Below are 21,312 nucleotides of genomic sequence, written 5' to 3'. Positions count from 1 at the left end.
ACTGGAAAAATGTCCGAGAAGAATAATACCTTTTAGCTCGCCGGTGTAGTTCACGTCAGTTGTCCTGTGTCCACGGAGGGAGCCCATGCCCCACAACGCCTCAATCGTTTCCATCGAGTCCCCCAACTTCGCTCGCTTGCGGGACTTCATCGCAGCCCTGGCCGAATTGCTCGACAGCGATCCCGATGAACACCATGTACTGGAACAAGGCGCCTCGCTGCTGAAGGGGCTGGTGGGCCAGGACGATTGGCTGCCCGACGCTTTCGCCCAGCCGGACCCGCAGCATTACCAGCAGTTTCTGCTGCACGCCGATTCGCGCCAGCGCTTCTCCATCGTCAGTTTTGTCTGGGGCCCCGGGCAGCGCACGCCGATCCACGACCATCGGGTCTGGGGACTGATCGGCATGCTGCGCGGCGCCGAGGATTCCCAGGGCTTCGAGCGCCTGGCCGATGGTCGCCTGCAACCTGCCGGCGCCCCGGTGCGCCTGATCCCCGGGCAGGTGGAAGCGGTGTCGCCGCGCCTGGGCGACATCCATCAGGTCAGCAACGTCCATGCCGACCGGGTGTCCATCAGCATCCATGTCTACGGCGCCAACATCGGCGCGGTGCGCCGCGCCGTGTACGACCCGCAAGGCCATGAAAAAGCCTTTGTCTCCGGTTACTCCAACCGCCTGCTGCCAAACCTCTGGGACTTGTCGAAGGAGCCCCTGCAATGACCGATTTCCCTACCCGCAGCCCGGCGCAGATTCGCCAGGCCCTGCTGGCCCGACAGGAGCTGGCACTGCTCGACGTGCGCGAAGAGGCCCCCTTCGCCGAGGCCCATCCACTGTTCGCGGTGAATATCCCGCTGTCGAAACTGGAACTGGAGGTGTACGCACGCATCCCCCGGCGCGACACCCCGATCACCCTCTATGACCAGGGCGAAGGGCTGGCCTTGCGCGCCGCAAGACGCCTGGTGCAACTGGGCTACAGCGATGTCGCCCTGCTCCTGGGGGGCCTGGACGGCTGGCGCGCCGCCGGCGGCGAACTGTTCAAGGACGTCAACGTGCCCAGCAAGGCCTTCGGCGAACTGGTGGAGTCTGAGCGCCACACGCCCTCCCTGGCCGCCGAGGAGCTGCAGGCCCTGCTCGATCAACAGGCGGACCTGGTGGTGCTCGATGCCCGGCGCTTCGACGAATACCAGACCATGAGCATCCCCGGCAGCACCAGCGTGCCCGGCGCCGAACTGGTGCTGCGGGTGCGCGAACTGGCGCCCAACCCGCAGACCCGGGTGGTGGTCAACTGTGCCGGGCGCACCCGCAGCATCATCGGCACCCAGTCCCTGGTGAACGCCGGCATCCCCAACCCGGTGGCGGCCCTGCGCAACGGCACCATTGGCTGGACCCTGGCCGGGCAGAAGCTGGAGCACGGCCAGAGCCGGCGCTTCCAGGCGGTGCAAGGAAGCCGGCGAGCAGAAGCCCAGGCCGCGGCCCGGGCCGTGGCCGACCGTGCCGACGTGGCCCATATCGACCTGGCCCAATGGCGCCGCTGGCAGGCCGATGCCTCCCGCACCAGCTACCTGTTCGACGTGCGCACCCCGGAGGAATTCGCCGCCGGCCACCTGCCTGGCGCCCGCTCCACCCCCGGCGGCCAACTGGTGCAGGAAACCGACCACTTCGCCAGCGTGCGCGGGGCGCGCCTGGTGCTGGTGGACGATGATGGCGTGCGGGCCAACATGAGCGCGTCCTGGCTGGCGCAGATGGGCTGGCAGGTGGCGGTGCTCGATGGCCTGCGCGACAGCGACTTCAGCGTGCGCGGCCCGTGGCAGGCCCCCTTGCCGGACAGTGCAGCGGTCGAAGAGATCAGCTCGCGGACCCTGGCCGCCTGGTTGCAGGAACCCGGCACCCTGGTGCTGGACTTCACCGCCAGCGCCAACTACGTGCAACGCCACATCCCCGGGGCCTGGTGGGTATTGCCCAGCCAGTTGCAGGAATCCCTGGCCCAGTTGCCACAGCCGGAGCGCTATGTCCTGACCTGCGGCAGCAGCCTGCTGGCGCGCTTCGTGGTGCCGCAGCTGCAAGCCCTGACTCAGCGCCCGGTGTTCCTCCTCAGCGGAGGCACCGCGGCCTGGATCGACGCCGGCCTGCCCGTGGAGGAAAGCCGGCAGCAACTGGCCTCGCCGCGGATCGACCGCTACCGGCGGCCCTATGAGGGCACCGACAACCCGAAAGAGGCCATGCAAGGCTACCTGGACTGGGAGTTCGGCCTGGTGGAACAACTGGGCCGCGACGCCAGCCACGGCTTCTTCGTGATCTGAAGTCCCACGGCCACACGGGCGCTGGCACAGACCGGCCAGCGCCCCTGGACCAGCCCGTGCCGGCAGGCAACCTGCCGGTGCGATCGCCATTAAATGGCCACTAATCGCCTCAAGTGACAAATAGCAATAATTCTCGATATCATTCGCGACCCTTGTGCTCACCGCGTCGTCAAGAAGGATATCCATGTCTCGCTCCAAGCCCGACTCCCCGTCGGCGGACTCAGTTCGCGGGTTCTATGCGGACATCCTGCATTTCCTGCGTAAACGCACGGACAACGCCAGCGACGCGGCGGACATGACCCAGGACGTGTTCACCCAATGGCTCGATTACCGTGACCGGGCCCAGGTCGAACAACCCCGTGCCTTCCTGTTCCAGATGGCCCGCAACCTGCTGCGTGACCATTGGCGACGCCAGCAAGTGCGCTCCCGGGTTCATCACGAAGCGCCCCCCGAGGAAACCTTCGACAGCGAGCCCCTGGCCGACGAACAGCACGAACCACTCCCCGCCGCCCAGCGCCTGCAACGCCTGGAGCAATTGAAAGAAGTGCTCGCACAACTCTCGCCGCGCCGCCGCGAAGCCCTTATGCTGCACCGCTTCGAAGGGCTGAGTCAGGTGCAGATCGCCGAGCGCATGGGCATCTCCGTGAGCATGGTGGAAAAACACATCGCCTTTGCCCTGTTGCACTGCAAGCAGCACCTACAACGAGAAAACGGCAAGGAGCAGCCTGAATGACCCGCTTTACCGGCACCCACGACGACCTCGACAGCGAGCAGATCGATGCCCAGGCCGCCAGTTGGTTCGCCCGTAACCGCAATGATCCGGACCGCGCCGCTCGCAAGGCCTTCGACACCTGGGTGAGCGAACCGGCCCATGCCCGGGCCTATGCCGAGTTCGAGCAATTGTGGGTCGACCTGGCGCAGTTGCAGCAACTCAGCCGCCCGGTGCCGCTGGCCCGGCGCAAACCTGCGCCCTGGCGCCCGGCCCTGGCGACCGCCGCCGCGGTCTTGTGTGCAGTGCTGGCTTTCAACCTGGGGACGCCCCAGGGCCCTTACGTCCAACAAGTCGCGGCCCAGGAACAAGGGGCAAGGGCTTTCAAATTGCCCGACGGCAGCACCTTGTACGTGAACGCCAATACCCAGGTGAACGTCGACTTCAGCGCACAGCAGCGCGATATCTACCTGCTCCAGGGCCAGCTGTACCTGGAAGTGGCCGCCGACAAGGAGCGCCCGCTGTGGGTCCACAGCGGCGCGGCCAAGGTGCGGGTGGTGGGCACGGCCTTCGACGTGCGCCGTGGCCAGCGCCAGCTGGTGGTCAGCGTCGCCCACGGCCAGGTGGCCTTCAGCCCGGACGGGCAACCGGGGGCACTGACCCTGCTGGGTGCTCGGCAACGGGCCACCTATGACCTGGAAAAAGGCACCCTGCGCCAGCAGCCCCTGGACAGCGACCAGGTCGCCGACTGGCGCAGCGGCCACCTGGCCTTTCGCAACCGCGACCTGGCCAGCCTGGTGGACGAGTTGAACCTCTACCGTCGCCAGCCGGTGCAACTGGCCGAGGGGCCCCTGGGCGCCTACAAGGTCTCGGGCAACCTCGACGTCAACGATCCGGATGCCCTGATCAAGGCCCTGCCCGCCCTGATCCCGGTGAAGACCCTGGCGTTGGCCAACGGGCAGATCAAGATTGAGGCCCGCTGAACAACTCATATGCGAATATTTTTCATTCGCATATGAGGTTTTTTTCTACTGCCGCGTCTTCCTCCTGTCTGCGTTATGTCCGCAGCGCATTTCTGGCCTTTAAGCCGCTCTGGGGGAAGTCATGTTTCGCGCGTCCTTGCATGTTCAGTTTGTCCGTACCCGCCCGACCCTGCTCGCCGCTTGCCTGGCGTTCAGCCTGCAGGCCCACGCTGCCGGTTCCATTCATTTCCAGTTGCCGGCACAACCGCTGGCGGCCTCGCTGAGCCAGATCGCCCAGCAGGCGAAGATCCAGTTGCTGTTCGACGAACAGTTGCTGCGCAACGCCAAGGCCCCGGCCCTGCAAGGCGACTACAGCCCGGAAGAGGCGATTCGTGTACTGCTGCAGGGCGGCCTGTTCAACCTGGTCAAGGTCGACAACACCTACATCGTACGGCCCGCTGAAACCAACCTCAGCAGCGGCTCGGCCCTGCAACTGGGAGCCATGAGCGTGATCGGCAACGGCACCGAGGTGGACTCCGCCAGCGTTGGCCGCTCGACCCTGAACCAGGAGCAGATCGACCGCCACCAGGCCACCAACGTTGCCAGCCTGATCGACACCCTGCCCGGCGTAAGCCTGGGAGGCTCGCTCAAACCCGGCGGCCAGACCATCAACATCTGGGGCCTGGGGGATGCCGAAGACGTGCCACTGAGCGTGGATGGCGCCACCAAGAGCGGCTTCGAACGCTACCAGCAGGGTTCGATCTTCATCGAGCCGGAAATGATCCGGCGCATCGAAGTGGAAAAGGGCCCGCACTCCCCCGAGACCGGCAATGGCGGCTTTGGCGGCACCGTGCACATGGAGACCAAGGATGCCCCGGACCTGTTGCAGGACGGCCGCAACACCGGTGCCATGCTCAAGTACGGCTACAGCAGCAACAGCCATGAACAGGCCTACACCGGCGCGGTGTACGGGCGCACCGACGACCATCGCTTCGACGCCCTGGCCTACTGGACCAAGCGCGACGGCGACGACATGAAGCTGGCCAGCGCCCAACCCGACCCAAAGAACGACTACCCGATCAACCCCAAGCGCCTGCCCAACACCGCCCAGGACCTGGAAGGCGAGCTGTTCAAACTGAACATGCAACTGACCGACGAGCATCGCCTGGGCTTCAGCTACATGCGCTCCAACAGCAATATCTGGGCGCCCTTCTCGGCCAAGAGCTACCCGACACCACCGAAACAGAGCGACATCAACAAGTACGGTTATGAAGGCGCCACCCAGCGCTTCCTGGCCCAGCGCAACACCATCGATACCACTTGGCTGACCAAGTACCAGTACACCCCGGTGGACAATCCGTGGATCGACTTCGAGGTCCAGTACTCCGACTCCGTCACCGACCAGACCGACGAACGCGGCGAGAACTCCTTCATCCAGCCGGCCTCCGGTGGACGCAAGATCACCGTGGGCTACGAGGACCGGATCCTCGCCCTGAAGAACACCAGCCGCTTCACCACCGGCCCGCTGGAACACGCCCTGACCAATGGCATCCAGATCCGCAAGCACACTCGTGAAGTGGACATGTGGATGCCGGGCAAGACCTACGGCACGGCCAAGTACAACTACGGTTACTACCAGCCGGGTTTCATGCCCCATGGCAAGGTCGATAACAATGCCTTCTACATCCAGGACGCCATCACCCTGGGCAACTTCACCCTGACCCCGTCCCTGCGCTATGACCATGTGCGCAACCGTGGCGAGAAAAACGACGCGCCGATCTACAACAGCCCAAACCCGGTGGTCGGTCATGACTATGGCGACAAGACCTACACCGGCTGGTCGCCACGGCTGTCGGCCTTCTGGACAGTGACCCCGCAGTTCGCCCTGTTCGCCGACTACAGCAAGACCTGGCGCGCACCGGTGATCGACGAGCAATACGAAGTCCAGTCGGCGGGCACCACCCGCTCCGCTACCAGCCGCGACCTGGACCCCGAGCGCATCACCGCACTGCGGGCCGGTAACATCACCAGCTTCTCCGACGTCCTGACCCGGTCCGACAGCGTGCAGATCCGCACCACGGTGTTCCGCAACCAGATCAAGGACGAAATCATGAAGAACCTGGGGATCGGCTGCCCCGAGCAACTCACCAGCGGCAAGAGCATCGGCCAGGTGTGCAACCAGCCGACCATCGGGGTCTATCGCAACATCGGCGACCTGACCATCAAGGGCTTCGAAGTCGAGAGTTTCTACGACTCGACCTACCTGTTCGGCTCGCTGTCCTACTCCTGGATCACCGGCAAGCATGAGGGTGCCTACACCAACCCATGGGGGCCGAACGTCTGGGCCCGGGACATCCCGCCACGCAAGTGGGTCGCCACCCTGGGGGTGAAGATTCCACAGTGGGACGCGCAAGTGGGCTGGCAGGGTCAGTGGGTCCGCCAGACCGACCGGGTGCCCAGCGATATCTACGCGGGAGGCCCGGCCAGTGCCCTGGGCGACTCCTACTGGGACCAGTACGAGAACGATCGCTACAACGTGCACGGCCTGTTCGCCAACTGGAAACCCCAGCAGGCCTACCTCAAGGGCACCGAAGTCAACTTCACCCTGGATAACATGTTCAACCGTGACTACCGTCCGCCGCTGAGCGGCGAGAACGCCTCGAGCCTGGGACGCAACGCCAAGATCAGCGTGACCCGCTTCTTCTGACGGCACCTGGCTGCGGTGCATCGGACGCACCGCAGCAAGCCAGCCGTTGGCCATTACGGATGTATTGCAAGCCTTTAACCAAGCCCTCCCGCCCGCGCCTGCCGGGCCAAGATCGACTCCCCCCTGAAAACCGCTGAAATGCCTTTGGGCGCTTTCAGTCGACTTCCCATTGTTTTGGTACGAAAGCTGTCGTACAAGCAGGCAGGCATCATGGACAGAGGCTTCAGGAAGGTCAGGCGGGACCTGATCAATGCACTACGGAACGGCAACTATCTGCATGCCGCACGCGGCTCGATCGAGGTCAAGAACCTGCTGGCCACCGGCGAGGTCTCGGCCGGCCAACTGGTCGAGGTCATCGGCGCCTGCAAGGGCACCGACCACCAGTGCAGTGCCCACCACAGCGCCCCGGGCCTGGCCGTCCATGTGCCGAAGAAGGCGGGCTGGTACATCAAGTTCTACTTTATCGAGCCAGATGCGTGGTTCATCAGCGTTCACCGATGAGGGCAACCCATGAAACTCTATCTGCAGGGCGACCGGGGCAAGGCGCTTTGTGAGCATTGCCAACAGGTCGTGGGCATCACCTACAGCCGCCGCGACGTGCCTTTCAGCGACGGCAACGGCCAGGCCCGGGAGATCCTGGTGGGGGTCTGCGACCTCTGCGCCACGGTGGTGGCCATCCCGCCCCAGTCGACGCCGGCGATCAAGGAAGCCCGCAAGCAATCACTGACCTCCATCGAGGCACGGCTGCCGGCGGTCTACCTCGACGTGCTGGATGCCGCGATGCACTCGGTGGCCGCGGACGCCGGGGTGCAGATGCGTAAACTGTTCTTCAGCTACTACTTCAGCGCCCCCACCGGGCCTTGCCTGGAGCGGGTGCACCACGGCTTTGCCGCGTACCTGGCGGAGCAGGCCGAGGCCCGCCAGTTGCCTGCCGTGTATGCAATGAAACGCCTGTCGCTGAAGGTCAACCACTATGTCGCCGAGGATTTCGCCCGCCTGCTGGAGGCAACCCGGATGACCCAGACCGAACTGCTGAAATCGCTGATCGCGCAGATTCGCCTGGATGTGCTGGAGGGCGGCAACCCGGCAGTGATCGCCGACCTGCGCCAACTGGCGCGCCTGGGGCTCTAGCCTTTGCCCCGGCCGGCCACCCGGCCCGCCCGCAGGAAATCCCCCCAGCGCCGCACCAGGTAGTTGTGCTCGTCCATCACCGAGTTCCACACCGCGATATGCCCCATGCGTTGCGGGTAGGAACCGCCATCGCGGGTTTCGCCGATGTCGATCAGCGGCTGGCCATCGCTGCCGGGCAACTCCTCACGCGCAGGCAAGCCGGCGTACCAGTAATCCCATTCGGCGCTGCTCAGGTGATCGCGGCTGCGGGCCGGGTTGCCGATGTAATAGCCCTGGCGGGCCATCACCGCACCGGGCCAGCCCGACAGCCACCAGTTGAGATAGGCATAGGCCGCATCCAGCACGGCGCCCTTGGCGTGACGTGACAGCGACAGGCCGCCGAACCAGGCGCGATAACCCTCGCGAGGCACCGCCAGGCGGTATTTGACCCCGGCCCGATGCAGGCGCATCAGGGTCGGCGACCACAAACTCTGGATATCGATGCGCGGGCTGAGCATCAACTGCGCGGCCTCTTCGTCGTCCGACCAGAAGGCCGCGAAATGCCCTTCGCGCTGCTTGCGCACCAGGATGTCGGCCAACTGGTCGATCTCTTCGATGCTCAGGTTGCCGATGTCGTTGAACGAAGCCAGGCCACAGCCCTGGATCGCCAAGGCTGCATCCAGGGCGCCGATGGCCGCGTCGCTTTGCAAGGCGATGCGCCCGCTCCAGGCCGGCTCCAGCAACCAGCCCCAGCTTTCGTTGGCACTGGAGAAACCCGCCGGCAGGCGCTCCGGACGGTAGGCGAAGCTGTCGGCGTTATGGGTCAGCGGCAGCATGCTGATGCGTTCGCTGACGGTGCTGCCCAGGCTGCCGTCGTGCTGCACATAAAGGCGCTCGCTGGGCACGCTGCCGCTGCCCAGGCGATCGCCCGGGGACAGGCGCCCACGCTTGGGCAGGTCGTTGATCTCGTGCCACAGGGCAATGCGCCGGGTATCGATGGGCTGGATCGCCTGGGCCGGCCAGACGAAGTCGACGTTGTGGAACCACTGGTCATAGAGGTCGTAGCTGTCCGGGCGCATCACCGCGATGCGCTGGGCCTGCTCCACATCGTGCACCTGGTAGACCAGGCGAATGCCCAGGTCCTGTTCCGCACGCAGCCGCAGGGATTCCAGCAAGGTCACCGAGGTGCCCAGTACCCGCAGGGTGACCGGTTGCGTCGCCGCCATCAGGCACACTCCCCGGCAGCCGGGGCGAAGCTGCGGGCGAACACCTCGAACGAGCGTTGCAACAGTGCCGGCTCCAGCCCCCGCAGGATAAACACCAGCCGCGAGCGCCGATCTTCGCCGGGCCAACAGGGCAGGTGCACGGGAGCATGCAGGCAATGCTGCACACCATGAATGACGATGGGGGCCTGGCTGGCGTCGACGTTGAGCAATCCTTTCACCCGCAGAATTCGTTCGCCGTGGCATCTTAGCAGCATCGACAACCAGACCCCGAACCCCACCCAGTCCAGCGGCCGCTCGAACTCCAGGCAGCACACCTGGGCCGCGCCATGCTGCGCCACGCCGGCCGTTACCGGGCGCCACAACTGCCAGCGCGCCACTTCCTGCTCCGCCGTCGCGCCGCGCACGCCCTCCCCCAACAGCAACTGATCGCCGCTGTGGATGTCTGTGCTGAGCAGCAACGGCGCTCCCGGGTTGAGGCGCTGCACATGCTCGCGCAAGGTGGCCAGGCGGGTTTCGTCGACACAGTCGGTCTTGCTCAGCAGCAAACGGTCCGCTGCGGCAACCTGGGCCAGCCACTCCGGGTGGATGCGCTCCTGCAGCGCCGCGTGACAGGCATCCACCAAAGTCACCAGCAGGCCGATGTGCACCCGCCCGCGCAACTGCGGATCATTGTTCAGGGTCGCCAGGATCGGTGCCGGGTCCGCAAGCCCGGTGGTCTCCAGCAGGATCCGGCGAAAGGCCGGGATCTCGCCCCGGGCGCGCCGCGCCAGCAGCCCCAACAGCGCCTCCTTCAGCTCGCCGCGAATCGAGCAGCAGACGCAGCCGCTGGGCAGCAGCACGGTGTCCGGTGCCACTTCTTCCACCAACAGGTGATCGATGCCGACGTCGCCGAACTCGTTGATCAGCAGCGCCGTGTCCCCCAGGCTTTCGCCCTGCAGCAGGCGGTTGAGCAAGGTGGTCTTGCCGCTGCCGAGAAATCCGCTGATGACGTTCAGGGCAATGCTCATGGTTGCACCTCCAGCAAGCTCAAGGCTGTTGCTCCAGATGGTTGAGCAGCAGCGGGTCCAGAGGATCCAGCGGGCGCCCGAGCATCGACTCCGCCAGGGCCCAGAGTTGCTCCAGGCCGCTGGCCAGCTCCTGGCGCCCGGTGGCTCCCAGCAACAGATAGGCCGAACCCTGGAAGTCCTCGACCTTGAGCCGCAACGGCGCCAGTACCCGGTTGATCGCGGCGATCCGGCGCAAGCGCTCGCGGCGCCGGGGCAGCCCGTCCCCCAGCGGATCGCTCCAGTGCACGTCTTCGCCCAGCAGCCCGCATAACCCGCACATGCTCAACCCTCCTTCATGGCATGACATCCCCGGAGTTCGGCCCCAGGGTCTGGCCGACGAACAGGTTGCCCCCCGGCTCGCTGGCCAGCAGCACCGCGCTGGGCGCCACCTCATCCGCCAGGCCGAAACGGCCCAGGGGCAGCTCGGCGGCCTTGGCGGTTTTCCAGACGCTGCTGATGCCCGACACCAGCGGCGTCTCGATCGGCCCCGGGGCGATGGCGTTGACCAGCACATTGTCCTTGGCCACTTCCAGGGCCAGGGACTTGGTGAAGCCAATGACCCCGGCCTTGGCCGCGGCGTAGTGAGTCAGCTCGGCGCCGCCCTTGATCCCCAGTTGCGAGGCGACGTTGATGATCCGCCCCCAGCGCTGCGCCAGCATATGGGGCAAGGCTCGCTGGCTGGCGACGAAGACGCTGGTGAGGTCGACCCGCAGCATGTCGTTCCACATCTCGATGGAAAGGTCGACGCAGCGCGCCTGGGTCAGCATGCCGGCGTTGTTGACCAGGATATCGATGCCGCCGAACTGCTCGACACAGGCATCGACCCCGGCCCGGGCGCCTTCGACGCTGCCGACATCGGCCACGCATTCGAAGACTTCAGCGCCCAGTTCGCGGCAGGCTTGGGCACTTTCGGCCAGGCGCGCCGGGTCACGGTCGGCCAGCAGCAGGCGGGCGCCGGCCGTAGCGTAGGCCCGGGCGATAGCGGCGCCGATGCCGCTGCCAGCGCCGGTGATCACGGCGCGGCGGTTGTGCAGGTGTTGCATGGGACTCTCTCCTGAAAAGGTCTGCGGTTCGCTGGCCAGCCGGCTCCTGCGCAGGTGCTGCCCTGCATGCAGGAGCCGGCTGGCTGGCGAAGCCCTTCAATCCGGCCAGCGCACCGTCAGGCCGCCATCGATGACGATGCTCTGCCCGGTCAGGTAGCTGGACTCGTCACTGGTGAGAAAACGCACCAGGGACGCCACTTCATCGGCCCGCCCGACCCGCCCCAGGGGAATCGCCCGAGCGGCCTTGGCCAAGCCTTCCGGGCCCAGGGAGTTCTGGCTGTCGAGGGACTGCGGGGTTTCGATCAGCCCCGGGATCACCGCGTTGCAGCGAATGCCCTTGGCCGCCAGTTCCACCGCCAGCGAACGGCACAACCCCGGCACCCCGGCCTTGGCAGCCGCGTAGTGAGCGTGGTCCTGCCAGCCGTAGACGCCACCGGCAATCGAGGAAATCGCCACCAGGGCACCGCCCTCGCCCATGTGTTTGACCGCCGCGCGGAAGGTGCGCATGACGCCGGTCAGGTCCACATCGAGCATGGCGTTCCAGGCCGCGTCGGTCATCTCCAGCAAGGGTGCACGGCGCAGCAGGCCGGCATTGGCCACGGCGTAATCGAGGCGGCCAAAGTGCGCCACGGCCTGTTCCGCCAGGGCGTCCACCGAGGCGCTGTCGGTCACGTCCAGGGGCTGCATCAGGCAGTGCCCGCCCGCCTCGGCCACGAGGTCGCGGGTGGTTTGCGGGTCATGGGGGTCGGCGGGGAAATACCCGCCCACCACCGCCACACCGGCCCGTGCATAGGCCACGGCCAGGGCCTGGCCGATGCCGCTCGCGGCACCGGTGATCAAGGCGACTTTCGAAGTCATGGGTCACTTTCCTTATTGAACGGATTCAGGACGCACATGGCGCGCGGCGAACATCAGCGCACCGGAGAGGAAGCAAGGCAGAGCGCCGAAATACAGCGCCGAGGTCTGCCAGTCGCCACCGGCCGACAGCACCTGGGTGGCGCCGAAGCCGGCCACCACTGCGCCGATCGGGCCCATGGCGTGGATGATCGCGCCACCGGTGGCACGGATGCTGGTGGGGAAGCTTTCACTGATGAAGAACAGCGCCGCCGAGTACGGGCCGATCAGGAAGAACAGCCCCAGGCTGTAGAGGCCCACCACCATCGGCATGTTGCTCGGGCCGTAGAGCATGCCGGCGAACGACAGGCCGCCGAGCATCCAGCCCAGGCCGATGACGTTGCGCCGGCCGATCTTGTCGCCCATCCAGCCATGGCTCAGGTAGCCGCAGTAGCCCACCAGGTTCGACAGCACCAGGATGATCAGCGAGTTCTCGAAGGAGATGTGGTGCACGCTGACGATCACCGACGTGCCGAGCACGCTGAACACCTGGATCGCCGCCCAGTTGAGCAGGATCGCCGCGCCGATCACCAGGGTCGCGCGCCGCGCCGGGCCACGAAAGGCCGCAGCCAGGCCGGCCTTGCTGTGCTCGTCGTAGTCCACGCCATAGGTCAGCGCCACCGCCTGGGCCTCGCTCACCGAACCGCTCTTGCGCAGCTGGTTGATGCGCTGGTGGATCTGGAACTGCGGGCTTTCCTTGAGCTTGCGGGCCATCACCGCAATGACGATGGCCGGGATCGCGGCGAAGATGAAGCAGCCCTGCCAGCCGATGATCGGCAGCAGTACCGCGGTCAGCCCGGCGGCGATCAGCGCGCCCAGCGGCCAGCCGCCCTGCACCAGGCTGTAGATGAAGCCCCGGCGCTTGGCCAGCTTCGGGTCGTCGGATGCCGCGTACAACTCGCTGAGGTAGGTGGCGTTCACCGTTTCCTCGGCATAGCCCAGGCCGCCCAGGGAACGGATCAGGATCAGCGGCGACTTGCCCCAGGCGCCGCCGATGGCGGTCAGCGCCGAGCAGATGGCCGAGCCGCTGACGGTGAAGATGATGCCCATGCGCCGGCCCAGCTTGTCCACCAGCGGGCCGATGGCCAGGGCCACCACGGCGGTGCCCACCGCCACCCAGGTGGCGATCTGTGCCTGCTCCACCTCACCCCAGCCGAAGTGGCGGCCGATTTCCGGCAACAGGGTGCCGAACAGAATGAAGTCGTACACCGCGAAGACCCAGGCGAAGAACGCGATCCAGGTGGCGAAGCGCACTTGGGCCGGGGTCAGTTGCTGGGGTTTCCAGCCAGTCAGGTCGAGCTTGTTATAGATAGACATCGATCACGCCTCGATGAAGTCGCCGGGATCAGCGGTTGCGGGGGTTGCGGCGGATAAAGTCGTCGGCGATCTCGTCGAAGGTGACGAAGCGCACGCCGGCATGGCTCTGGATGTGTTCGATCAGGCGTTCGAGCATCAGCAGCACTTGCGGGCGGCCGGAGACGTCGGGGTGGATGGTCATGGTGAACACCGCGTGCTCGTGCTCGCGGTAGACCCAGTCGAACTGGTCGCGCCACATTTCCTCCAGGTGCCGCGGGTTGACGAAACCGTGGCTGTTGGGCGCTTTCTTGATGAACATCATGGGCGGCAGGTCGTCCAGGTACCAGTTGGCCGGAATCTCCACCAGGTCGGTTTCCTGGCCGCGCACCAGGGGTTTCATCCAGGTGTCGGGGTGCTGGCTGTAGTCGATCTTGGTCCAGCTGTCGCCGACCCGCACGTAGTAGGGATGGAAGTCGTTGTGCATCAGGCTGTGGTCGTACTTGATGCCCTTTTTCAGCAGCAGCTCGTTGGTCACCTTGCTGAACTCCCACCAGGGCGCGACATAGCCGGTGGGGCGTTTGCCGGTGACCTGGGTGATCAGCTCGATGGATTTGTCGAGAACGATCTCTTCCTGCTCCGGGGTCATGGCAATGGGGTTTTCATGGCTGTAACCGTGCACGCCGATCTCATGACCGGCCTCGGCAACCGCCTTCATCTGCTCGGGAAAGGTCTCCATGGAGTGGCCGGGAATGAACCAGGTGGTGCGCAGGCCGTAGCGCTCGAACAGCTTGAGCAGGCGCGGCGCACCGACCTCCCCGGCAAACAGCCCGCGGGAGATATCGTCCGGGGAATCCTCGCCGCCGTAGGAGCCGAGCCAGCCGGCCACTGCGTCCACATCGACACCAAATGCACAGAGAATTTCTTTAGCCATGAGCGGCCTCCAGGGTTTGCTGGTTGTTGGAAAAGGGTTGGCGGGAACTCAGCGGCGCAGCAGCGCTTCCACCGCCAGGGCCGTGGCCAGCAGTTGTGCGTCCTCGCCCTGGGGCAGGCTCAGCAGCATGCTGCTGGGCAGGCCCTGGGCGTCGCAGCCACTGGGCAGGGCCACGCCGGGCATATCGAGAAAGCTGCCGGGCATGGTCAGGCGCAAGGTCGCCAGGTTGGTGCGGGCAAACAGCTCGTCATCGGCCTCCAGGGGCGCCAGGGGCGGTGCCACGTGGGCCACGGTCGGGGTGATCAGCACCGCGCCGTCCAGCTCATCGCGCAGTTGCTGCTGCAGCTGGCGCCGGGCCTGATAAAGCCGCAGCAACTGGCTGGCGGGCATCTGCCGGGCGCTTTCCAGGCGGCGGCGGACCCGCGGATCGAGCTGCTCGGCGTATTCGCTGTCGAGCAGCGGCTGATGCAGGGCGAAGGCCTCGGCGGCGCCGAGCCAGCCCTGCTCCTGAATCAGTTGCAGGGTGGCCTGCAGGCTGTGCAGCGGGCGCAGGTCCACCTGTGCTCCGGCCTGTTGCAAGCGTTCGATGGCGTCCAGCAGATTGACCCTGACCGCAGGTTCGGTGCGGCTGTCGTCCAGCACCTGCTGATCGACCCAGAAACGCTGCCCGGCCAGCGTGCGCGGCACCGGCAGCGGCCGTGGGTCAGCGCCGCGCAGCAGTTCATCGATGGCCCAGGCATCGCGCACGCTACGGGTCAGCGGGCCAAGGCTGTCGAGACTCTCGGCCAGGGGAAAGACCCCCTCACGGTTGTAGCGCTGGCAACTGGCGCGATAGCCCACCAGGCCGTTGAAGGCCGCGGGAATGCGGATCGAACCGGCGGTGTCGGTGCCCATGGCAATGGGTACGATGCCGGCGGCCACGGCCACTGCCGAACCTGCCGAGGAGCCTCCGGGAATCCGTGGCTGGCCATCGCTGTGGGGGTTGATCGGGGTGCCGAAGTGCGGGTTCAGGCCCAGCCCGGAGTAGGCGAACTCACTGAGGTTGGTCTTGCCCAGGCTGACCAGCCCAGCCCGGCACAGACGGCCGACGCTGGGAGCATCCGCCAGGGCCGGCGAAGCGTCGCGACGCACCTGGGCTGCCGCAGTGGTAATGCTCCCTGCCACATCGAACAGGTCCTTCCAGGCCAGGGGCACGCCATCGAGCAGGCTCAGGGGCTGCCCATCACGCCAACGGGCAGCGGCCGCCTCGGCTTCACGCCGGGCCCGGGACGGGCACAGGGAAATGAACACAGAGGATGAACCCTCGGCCAACTCCAGGGCCTGCTCCAGCGCCTGAACCGGATCGTTGCGACCTTGGGCGAAGGCTTCGGCCAGGGCCGTGGCATCGTTCAGTGATTGAGGGTTCATGGCACACTCCGCAGCAACAGATAAAATGTACTAAATATTAAAATGTACATTTTTATCAGAGCAGGTTTCGTGCCACCTCAGCGCAACGGCGTGGTCAGCCGGCCGCCTGAAAACCCTCGAATCGCCCAACAATAGCGAAGCAGAGTGGGTTGATGGTCGAAGAAGGCCAGCCAGTAGCAGAGAAAAAGCGTAGGCAAAGGGCAATGAGTGAAATAATGTATCTTTTATTAAAAAGTACATTTCAGTGCAGAAAGGTAACAATCCCACGGAGATGGCCCCAGGACAGGGCAGCAAAACGTGGCACTCAGTGACACTGGGCAACTGTGAGAGAATCCCCGGCCGTCACCGGAACACCAGCAGACCCTAGAGGAACCGATGAAAGCAGTGTCAGCAGAGGACCCGCGCACCGCATCGCGCTACGCCATGATTCGTCAGGTATTGCGTGACGCCATCCTCCAGGGCACCGCCCTGCAGGGCCTCGTGCTGCTGGAAGCGCCCCTGGCGGAACTGTTCGGCACCAGCCGGGTGCCGGTGCGCAAGGCTCTGGACCTGCTGCACGGCGAAGGCCTGATCTGTCGCTTCGATGGCCGCGGCTACCTGATCAACCCCCAGGGCCTGGAGATCGACCCCCTGCGCTTGCCCCTGAGCCACGCCCACCTGGGCCTGGCCAGTGACGAAGAGCTGGTGGACACCCGGCCCCTGGGGGAACGGATCTACGAGGAAATCGGCAGCGCCCTGTCCACCTGCATCGCCTTCGGCCATTTCCGCCTCGACGAACAGGCCGCGGCCGAACACTACGGTGTCAGCCGCGCGGTGGTGCGCGAAGCCCTGATGCGCCTGCGCGACCGCGGGCTGGTGGAAAAGGAACCTTATTCACAATGGCTGGCCGGCCCCCTGACCGCCCGCGAAGTCACCGAAGACTACGAACTGCGCGCCTGCCTGGAGCCCGAGGCCCTGCGCCAGAGCGCACCGGGCCTGAGCCGCGAACAGCTGGAACAGATGCTGCAACGGGTGACCCAGGCACAACAGGCCGAGCATTGCGGCCTGGAAGACCTCGAACGCCTGGAAGAAGACCTGCACCAGCACTGCCTGGGCGGCCTGCAGAATCGCAAGATGGCGGCGCTGATCCGCCAGGCCCAGAGCCCGATGATCATCAACCGGATCTTCTACCGCCTGCTGGGCATCGGTGCCGACCCGGCAATGCTCGCCGAACACCGGCTGATCCTCGAATTGCTGCTGCATGGCGCCTTCGACGCCGCCGCCCTGAACCTCAGGGAACACCTGCAACGGGCTCGCCAGCGCATGCTGCAACGCTTGAAAGTGTTGGCGGTGCTGCCCGAGCAGGAACTGCCAGGGTTCCTCAGCAAAATCAGCTGACGTCCTGAGCGGCGGCGGCATCGGGTGCCCGCCGCGCAAAGTGAGCGCGTGATCCGTGGCCAGGGAGCTTGTCACTGATCGGCATTCAGCGCTCCTGCCTTTCGCCCTCCTGGCCGTGCGCCGCCTTCAACAGCGACTACAGCGCGTTACGCCGCACCAGACTGAGGTCGGGAGCTGCATTGCGCCGCTGACTCAGGTAGCGGGTGCAACTGACCCGCAGGAAGGAGGCGAAATTCACCACCTCGCCGCGATAGTCCATGACCTCTTCATAGAGCTTGGCGATCAGCTGGTTGGTGGTCATGCCGTCCACCTCGGCGATCTCGCTGAGGATGTCCCAGAACTGGTTTTCCAGGCGCAGGGTGGTGACCACGCCACAGATGCGCAGCGAGCGCGAACGCGACTCGTAGAGAATCGGGTCGGCCTTGACGTACAACTCGCACATGAGGTGATCCTCGTTTACAACGTGATCCGGGTGCCCAGCAGCCCGAGGAAACCCGCCAGCCAGCCAGGGTGCGCCGGCCAGGCCGGGGCGGTGGCCAGATTGCCTTGAACATGGCCTTGGGTCACGGGGATATCGATATAGGTGCCGCCCGACAGCCGCACTTCCGGGGCACAGGCCGGGTAGGCGCTGCATTCGCGGCCTTCGAGAATCCCCGCCGCCGCCAGCAGTTGCGCGCCATGACACACCGCCGCAATCGGCTTGCCAGCCTGATCGAATTCCTTGACCAGTTGCAGGACCTTTTCGTTCAGGCGCAGGTATTCCGGGGCACGGCCACCGGGGATCAGCAGCGCGTCGTAATCGCTGGATTTCACCTGGGCAAAATCGAAGTTCAGGGCAAACAGATGGCCCGGCTTTTCGCTGTAGGTCTGGTCGCCCTCGAAGTCGTGGATCGCCGTGCGTACGGTCTGCCCGGCCGTCTTGTCGGGGCACACCGCATGCACCTGGTGACCGACCATCAGCAGGGCCTGGAACGGCACCATCACTTCGTAGTCTTCGACGTAATCGCCAACCAGCATGAGGATCTTTTTCGCAGCCATGGAGTGGACTCCTTTCAGGGAAAGACGTGGGCACAAGGAGTATTCAAGGTAGTCCCAATCCACCGGGCCGGGTAATAACGGGGTACTACAGCTGCAAGCGGCAAGCGGCAAGCTTCAAGTGGGTACGCTGATTCTTGCCGCTTGTGGCTTGCAGCTTGCCGCTGCTCCTCTCCAACTGTACGGACAACTCTGCACCCAGCTGTAGCAGCAGGGTCACGCGGCTTTATGGCTAGATGCAGGCACCTGTGTCCCTGTACGAATTCTGGTAACCCTTATGTCTTCCCGCGAAAACACCGGCATGGCCCTGGGCCTGCTGGGTGTCGTCATCTTCAGCCTGACCCTGCCCTTCACCCGTATCGTGGTGGTAGAAATCCATCCGTTGCTCAACGGTTTGGGCCGGGCGTTGTTCGCGGCGATTCCAGCGGCCCTGCTGTTGCTCTGGCGCCGGGAACCCTGGCCAACCTGGAAGCAGGTCAAGGGCCTGAGCCTGGTGATCCTCGGGGTCATCCTCGGGTTCCCGGTGCTCTCGGCCTGGGCCATGCAAACCCTGCCCGCCTCCCATGGCGCCCTGGTCAATGGCCTGCAGCCGCTGTGCGTGGCGCTGTACGCGGCCTGGCTGTCCCATGAGCGTCCCTCAAAGGCCTTCTGGGCCTGCGCCGCCCTGGGCAGCGCCCTGGTGCTGGGCTATGCGCTGATCAGTGGCGCCGGGAGCATCCAGGCCGGTGACGTGCTGATGCTCGGGGCGATTGCCGTGGGGGGCCTGGGTTATGCCGAAGGCGGCCGGCTGGCCAGGGAGATGGGCGGCTGGCAGGTGATCTGCTGGGCGCTGGTGCTGTCCACGCCGTTGCTGATCGGGCCCGTGTGGTACCTGGCGACGCAGCATCAGGGGGCGATTTCCAGCAAGACCTGGTGGGCCTTTGGCTACGTGGCGCTGTTCTCGCAGTTCCTCGGCTTCTTCGCCTGGTACGCCGGGCTGGCCATGGGCGGCATTGCCCGGGTCAGCCAGGTGCAACTGCTGCAGATCTTCTTCACCATCGCCTTTTCCGCGCTGTTCTTCGGTGAACAGGTGGAACCCGTCACCTGGGTGTTCGCGGTGGGGGTGATCCTGACCGTGATGCTTGGGCGCAAGACCGCGGTGCAACCAGCGGCCCCGGCGCCAAAGGCTCAGCTCAGGTAGCCATCGGCCTTGAGCAGGGTTTCCAGGCAGTGCTCGCTGATCTGGTAGAAGGCCTTGAGCTCTTCGATCTTCGCCAGCAGTGGGGCCGCGTCCAGGGGCTCGGCGCGTTTGACCGCGAGGATCATCTTGTTCTTGTTGGTGTGCTCCAGGGAGATGAACTCGAAGACCTTGGTTTCATAACCGCAGGCTTCGAGGAACAGCGCCCGCAGGCTGTCGGTGACCATCTCCGCCTGCTGCCCCAGGTGCAGGCCGTATTGCAGCATCGGCTTGAGCAGCGCCGGGCTCTGGATCTGCAGGCGGATCTGCTTGTGGCAGCACGGCGAGCACATGATGATCGACGCGCCGGAGCGGATGCCGGTGTGGATCGCATAGTCGGTGGCGATATCGCAGGCATGCAGGGCGATCATCACTTCCAACTGGCTGGGGGCCACGCTGCGCACGTCGCCGCACTTGAACACCAGGCCCGGGTGATCGAGGCGCGCCGCTGCGGCATTGCACAGGGTCACCATGTCTTCGCGCAGCTCCACGCCCGTCACCTGCCCCTGCGCCTGCAGGGTGTTGCACAGGTAGTCGTGGATGGCGAAGGTCAGGTAGCCCTTGCCGGAGCCGAAGTCGGCGACCCGCACCGGCTGGTCGAGCTTGATCGGCGAGCTGCTCAAGGCATGGCTGAAGACTTCGATGAACTTGTTGATCTGCTTCCACTTGCGCGACATCGCCGGAATCAGCTCGTGCTGCTTGTTGGTCACCCCGAGATCAGCGAGGAACGGCCGGCTCAGATCGAGGAAGCGGTTCTTCTCGCGATTGTGCTCGGCGGACGGCACCTCGCGCTGCTGTTGCGGTTTGCCCTTGAACAGCGAGCTCTTGCCTTTCTTGCTGTACTCCAGCTGCACTTCATCGCTCAAGGTCAGCAGGTGGGCGTTCTTGAACGACGCCGGCAACAGCTCGGCAATCAGCGCCACGCCCTCGGCCAGGGGGAAGTTCTTGGTGATGTCCCGGGTCTTGTAGCGGTAGACCAGGGACAGGCATGGCTGCTCCTTGACCGTCAGTTGCTTGATGATCAGGCGTTGCAGGTCCGCCTCCGGCCCCACATGCTTGGCCAGTACCAGCTTGATAAAGGCGTTCTGCGTGAGGCTGGTGTCGAGCAATTGCAGGAACTGAGCGTGATGATCCGGCGCGGAGCGAGCGGAAGGTGCGGTAACAGACATGGGGGCAGGAGCCTCGGGCGATGCGCGGTGTCGATCAGGGAATGGCGGCTATTTTAGGGAGCAAGCCCCGTCGGGGCACGCAGTTATTCACCCGACGGTAAAAAATCGTCGCCCGAAGGCGGTGCAAGGCTCAGAGACCATGCGCCGGCAAGCCGTCTCCTACAAGAACCACACCGATATCGCGCCAACCGTAGGAGCTGGCTTGCCAGCGAAGGCGTCCTCAAGGACGGTGCAAGACTTGGGGGCCTCTTCGCCGGCAAGCCGGCTCCTACAAGAACTACACCGATATCGCGCCAGCCGTAGGAGCTGGCTTGCCAGCGAAAGCGTCCTCAAGGACGGTGCAAGACTTGGGGGACTCTTCGCCGGCAAGCCGGCTCCTACAGGAACAACAGCGATATCGCGCCAGCCGTAGGAGCTGGCTTGCCAGCGAAAGCGTCCTCAAAGGCGGTGCAAAACTCAGGGGCCTTTTCGCCGGCAAGCCGGCTCCTACAGGAACAACAGCGATATCGCGCCAGCCGTAGGAGCTGGCTTGCCAGCGAAGGCGTCCTCAAGGGCGGTGCAAAACTCGGGGGCCTCTTCGCCGGCAAGCCGGCTCCTACAGGAACAACACCGATATCGCGCCAGCCGTAGGAGCTGGCTTGCCAGCGAAGGCGTTCTCAAGGGCGGTGCAAGACTTGGGGGACTCTTCGCCGGCAAGCCGGCTCCTACATGAACAACACCGATATCGCGCCAACCGTAGGAGCTGGCTTGCCAGCGAAAGCGTCCTCAAGGGCGGTACAAAACTCGGGGCCTCTTCGCCGGCAAGCCGGCTCCTACAGGAACAACAGCGATATCGCGCCAACCGTAGGAGCTGGCTTGCCAGCGAAGGCGTCCTCAAAGGCGGTGCAAA

Annotated in this window: 20 protein-coding genes; 9 read left to right on the top strand and 11 right to left on the bottom strand. The window is 65.2% G+C overall.

What is annotated here, in order from left to right:
• Nucleotides 1–85 precede the first annotated feature (85 nt).
• The 7 genes from ACZ5BO_RS08380 (at nt 86) to ACZ5BO_RS08350 (ending at nt 7,804) form a co-directional block, all read left to right on the top strand.
• Nucleotides 86–715, top strand: a complete 630-nt coding sequence (locus tag ACZ5BO_RS08380; RefSeq protein WP_464699205.1) for a cysteine dioxygenase family protein — start codon at nt 86–88, stop codon at nt 713–715.
• On the top strand, nt 712–2,295 hold the full coding sequence (locus tag ACZ5BO_RS08375; RefSeq protein ID WP_025127845.1) for a rhodanese-related sulfurtransferase: 1,584 nt from the start codon (nt 712–714) through the stop codon (nt 2,293–2,295). The genes ACZ5BO_RS08380 and ACZ5BO_RS08375 overlap by 4 nt, the downstream gene beginning before the upstream one ends.
• 184 nt (nt 2,296–2,479) lie before the next feature.
• Nucleotides 2,480–3,028 carry an RNA polymerase sigma factor gene (locus ACZ5BO_RS08370; RefSeq protein ID WP_025127844.1) on the top strand — a complete coding sequence of 183 codons (549 nt, stop codon included), beginning with the start codon at nt 2,480–2,482 and terminating at the stop codon, nt 3,026–3,028.
• Nucleotides 3,025–3,987 carry a FecR family protein gene (locus ACZ5BO_RS08365; RefSeq protein WP_464699203.1) on the top strand — a complete coding sequence of 321 codons (963 nt, stop codon included), beginning with the start codon at nt 3,025–3,027 and terminating at the stop codon, nt 3,985–3,987. Before ACZ5BO_RS08370 ends, ACZ5BO_RS08365 begins: the two co-directional genes overlap by 4 nt.
• Before the next feature lie 121 nt (nt 3,988–4,108).
• Complete coding sequence (locus tag ACZ5BO_RS08360; RefSeq protein ID WP_464699201.1) at nt 4,109–6,673, top strand: TonB-dependent receptor; 2,565 nt, start codon at nt 4,109–4,111, stop codon at nt 6,671–6,673.
• A 210-nt stretch (nt 6,674–6,883) separates the two neighbouring features.
• On the top strand, nt 6,884–7,174 hold the full coding sequence (locus ACZ5BO_RS08355) for a hypothetical protein (RefSeq protein WP_464699199.1): 291 nt from the start codon (nt 6,884–6,886) through the stop codon (nt 7,172–7,174).
• Between the two features lie 9 nt (nt 7,175–7,183).
• Nucleotides 7,184–7,804, top strand: a complete 621-nt coding sequence (locus ACZ5BO_RS08350; RefSeq protein ID WP_464699197.1) for a hypothetical protein — start codon at nt 7,184–7,186, stop codon at nt 7,802–7,804.
• On the opposite strand, the gene ACZ5BO_RS08345 is transcribed toward ACZ5BO_RS08350, so the two are convergent.
• The 8 genes from ACZ5BO_RS08345 to ACZ5BO_RS08310 all read right to left on the bottom strand — a co-directional run bounded on the left by ACZ5BO_RS08345 (nt 7,801) and on the right by ACZ5BO_RS08310 (nt 15,626).
• The gene (locus tag ACZ5BO_RS08345) at nt 7,801–9,009 is read right to left on the bottom strand and encodes an ABC transporter substrate-binding protein (protein ID WP_025127840.1); all 1,209 of its coding nucleotides are present in this window, start codon (nt 9,007–9,009) and stop codon (nt 7,801–7,803) included. The two genes, ACZ5BO_RS08350 and ACZ5BO_RS08345, sit on opposite strands and share 4 nt — an antisense overlap.
• The gene (locus ACZ5BO_RS08340) at nt 9,009–10,016 is read right to left on the bottom strand and encodes a CobW family GTP-binding protein (protein ID WP_464699195.1); all 1,008 of its coding nucleotides are present in this window, start codon (nt 10,014–10,016) and stop codon (nt 9,009–9,011) included. The genes ACZ5BO_RS08345 and ACZ5BO_RS08340 overlap by 1 nt, the downstream gene beginning before the upstream one ends.
• A gap of 19 nt (nt 10,017–10,035) precedes the next feature.
• Nucleotides 10,036–10,335, bottom strand: coding sequence for a hypothetical protein (locus ACZ5BO_RS08335; RefSeq protein ID WP_025127838.1), 300 nt, complete (start codon nt 10,333–10,335; stop codon nt 10,036–10,038).
• A 13-nt stretch (nt 10,336–10,348) separates the two neighbouring features.
• Nucleotides 10,349–11,098: an SDR family NAD(P)-dependent oxidoreductase gene (locus ACZ5BO_RS08330; protein WP_464699193.1), complete on the bottom strand. Its 750-nt coding sequence runs from the start codon at nt 11,096–11,098 to the stop codon at nt 10,349–10,351.
• Between the two features lie 96 nt (nt 11,099–11,194).
• Nucleotides 11,195–11,956, bottom strand: coding sequence for an SDR family NAD(P)-dependent oxidoreductase (locus tag ACZ5BO_RS08325; RefSeq protein WP_464699191.1), 762 nt, complete (start codon nt 11,954–11,956; stop codon nt 11,195–11,197).
• A 12-nt stretch (nt 11,957–11,968) separates the two neighbouring features.
• The gene (locus ACZ5BO_RS08320; protein ID WP_464699189.1) at nt 11,969–13,309 is read right to left on the bottom strand and encodes an MFS transporter; all 1,341 of its coding nucleotides are present in this window, start codon (nt 13,307–13,309) and stop codon (nt 11,969–11,971) included.
• Between the two features lie 28 nt (nt 13,310–13,337).
• Nucleotides 13,338–14,219, bottom strand: a complete 882-nt coding sequence (locus ACZ5BO_RS08315; RefSeq protein ID WP_025127834.1) for a polysaccharide deacetylase family protein — start codon at nt 14,217–14,219, stop codon at nt 13,338–13,340.
• A gap of 48 nt (nt 14,220–14,267) precedes the next feature.
• Entirely contained in the window at nt 14,268–15,626 is a 1,359-nt protein-coding gene (locus ACZ5BO_RS08310; protein WP_464699187.1) for an amidase, read from the bottom strand.
• Between the two features lie 375 nt (nt 15,627–16,001).
• Here ACZ5BO_RS08310 and ACZ5BO_RS08305 point away from each other — a divergent pair, with 375 nt between their 5' ends.
• Entirely contained in the window at nt 16,002–17,003 is a 1,002-nt protein-coding gene (locus ACZ5BO_RS08305) for a GntR family transcriptional regulator (RefSeq protein WP_464699185.1), read from the top strand.
• A 136-nt stretch (nt 17,004–17,139) separates the two neighbouring features.
• On the opposite strand, the gene ACZ5BO_RS08300 is transcribed toward ACZ5BO_RS08305, so the two are convergent.
• Nucleotides 17,140–17,445, bottom strand: a complete 306-nt coding sequence (locus ACZ5BO_RS08300) for a ribbon-helix-helix domain-containing protein (RefSeq protein ID WP_025127831.1) — start codon at nt 17,443–17,445, stop codon at nt 17,140–17,142.
• 14 nt (nt 17,446–17,459) lie between these two features.
• Entirely contained in the window at nt 17,460–18,041 is a 582-nt protein-coding gene (locus tag ACZ5BO_RS08295) for a DJ-1/PfpI family protein (RefSeq protein WP_464699183.1), read from the bottom strand.
• A 274-nt stretch (nt 18,042–18,315) separates the two neighbouring features.
• Between ACZ5BO_RS08295 and ACZ5BO_RS08290 the strand changes: the two genes are divergently transcribed.
• Entirely contained in the window at nt 18,316–19,218 is a 903-nt protein-coding gene (locus ACZ5BO_RS08290; RefSeq protein WP_464699181.1) for a DMT family transporter, read from the top strand.
• On the opposite strand, the gene ACZ5BO_RS08285 is transcribed toward ACZ5BO_RS08290, so the two are convergent.
• The gene (locus ACZ5BO_RS08285; protein ID WP_464699179.1) at nt 19,206–20,423 is read right to left on the bottom strand and encodes a class I SAM-dependent methyltransferase; all 1,218 of its coding nucleotides are present in this window, start codon (nt 20,421–20,423) and stop codon (nt 19,206–19,208) included. The two genes, ACZ5BO_RS08290 and ACZ5BO_RS08285, sit on opposite strands and share 13 nt — an antisense overlap.
• Nucleotides 20,424–21,312 lie beyond the last annotated feature (889 nt).

It is taken from the genome of Pseudomonas sp. FFPRI_1, from assembly GCF_055384485.1.
Note: the sequence above shows the minus strand (reverse complement) of the source record. Positions and strands in the feature narration are given on the sequence as shown.

Excerpts from the sequence above, each read along its gene's own strand:
- ACZ5BO_RS08380 (WP_464699205.1), top strand. The coding sequence starts at position 86 with ATGCCCCACAACGCCTCAATCGTTTCCATCGAGTCCCCCAACTTCGCT.
- ACZ5BO_RS08375 (WP_025127845.1), top strand. The coding sequence starts at position 712 with ATGACCGATTTCCCTACCCGCAGCCCGGCGCAGATTCGCCAGGCCCTG.
- ACZ5BO_RS08370 (WP_025127844.1), top strand. The coding sequence starts at position 2,480 with ATGTCTCGCTCCAAGCCCGACTCCCCGTCGGCGGACTCAGTTCGCGGG.
- ACZ5BO_RS08365 (WP_464699203.1), top strand. The coding sequence starts at position 3,025 with ATGACCCGCTTTACCGGCACCCACGACGACCTCGACAGCGAGCAGATC.
- ACZ5BO_RS08360 (WP_464699201.1), top strand. The coding sequence starts at position 4,109 with ATGTTTCGCGCGTCCTTGCATGTTCAGTTTGTCCGTACCCGCCCGACC.
- ACZ5BO_RS08355 (WP_464699199.1), top strand. The coding sequence starts at position 6,884 with ATGGACAGAGGCTTCAGGAAGGTCAGGCGGGACCTGATCAATGCACTA.
- ACZ5BO_RS08350 (WP_464699197.1), top strand. The coding sequence starts at position 7,184 with ATGAAACTCTATCTGCAGGGCGACCGGGGCAAGGCGCTTTGTGAGCAT.
- ACZ5BO_RS08345 (WP_025127840.1), bottom strand. The coding sequence starts at position 9,009 with ATGGCGGCGACGCAACCGGTCACCCTGCGGGTACTGGGCACCTCGGTG.
- ACZ5BO_RS08340 (WP_464699195.1), bottom strand. The coding sequence starts at position 10,016 with ATGAGCATTGCCCTGAACGTCATCAGCGGATTTCTCGGCAGCGGCAAG.
- ACZ5BO_RS08335 (WP_025127838.1), bottom strand. The coding sequence starts at position 10,335 with ATGTGCGGGTTATGCGGGCTGCTGGGCGAAGACGTGCACTGGAGCGAT.
- ACZ5BO_RS08330 (WP_464699193.1), bottom strand. The coding sequence starts at position 11,098 with ATGCAACACCTGCACAACCGCCGCGCCGTGATCACCGGCGCTGGCAGC.
- ACZ5BO_RS08325 (WP_464699191.1), bottom strand. The coding sequence starts at position 11,956 with ATGACTTCGAAAGTCGCCTTGATCACCGGTGCCGCGAGCGGCATCGGC.
- ACZ5BO_RS08320 (WP_464699189.1), bottom strand. The coding sequence starts at position 13,309 with ATGTCTATCTATAACAAGCTCGACCTGACTGGCTGGAAACCCCAGCAA.
- ACZ5BO_RS08315 (WP_025127834.1), bottom strand. The coding sequence starts at position 14,219 with ATGGCTAAAGAAATTCTCTGTGCATTTGGTGTCGATGTGGACGCAGTG.
- ACZ5BO_RS08310 (WP_464699187.1), bottom strand. The coding sequence starts at position 15,626 with ATGAACCCTCAATCACTGAACGATGCCACGGCCCTGGCCGAAGCCTTC.
- ACZ5BO_RS08305 (WP_464699185.1), top strand. The coding sequence starts at position 16,002 with ATGAAAGCAGTGTCAGCAGAGGACCCGCGCACCGCATCGCGCTACGCC.
- ACZ5BO_RS08300 (WP_025127831.1), bottom strand. The coding sequence starts at position 17,445 with ATGTGCGAGTTGTACGTCAAGGCCGACCCGATTCTCTACGAGTCGCGT.
- ACZ5BO_RS08295 (WP_464699183.1), bottom strand. The coding sequence starts at position 18,041 with ATGGCTGCGAAAAAGATCCTCATGCTGGTTGGCGATTACGTCGAAGAC.
- ACZ5BO_RS08290 (WP_464699181.1), top strand. The coding sequence starts at position 18,316 with ATGTCTTCCCGCGAAAACACCGGCATGGCCCTGGGCCTGCTGGGTGTC.
- ACZ5BO_RS08285 (WP_464699179.1), bottom strand. The coding sequence starts at position 20,423 with ATGTCTGTTACCGCACCTTCCGCTCGCTCCGCGCCGGATCATCACGCT.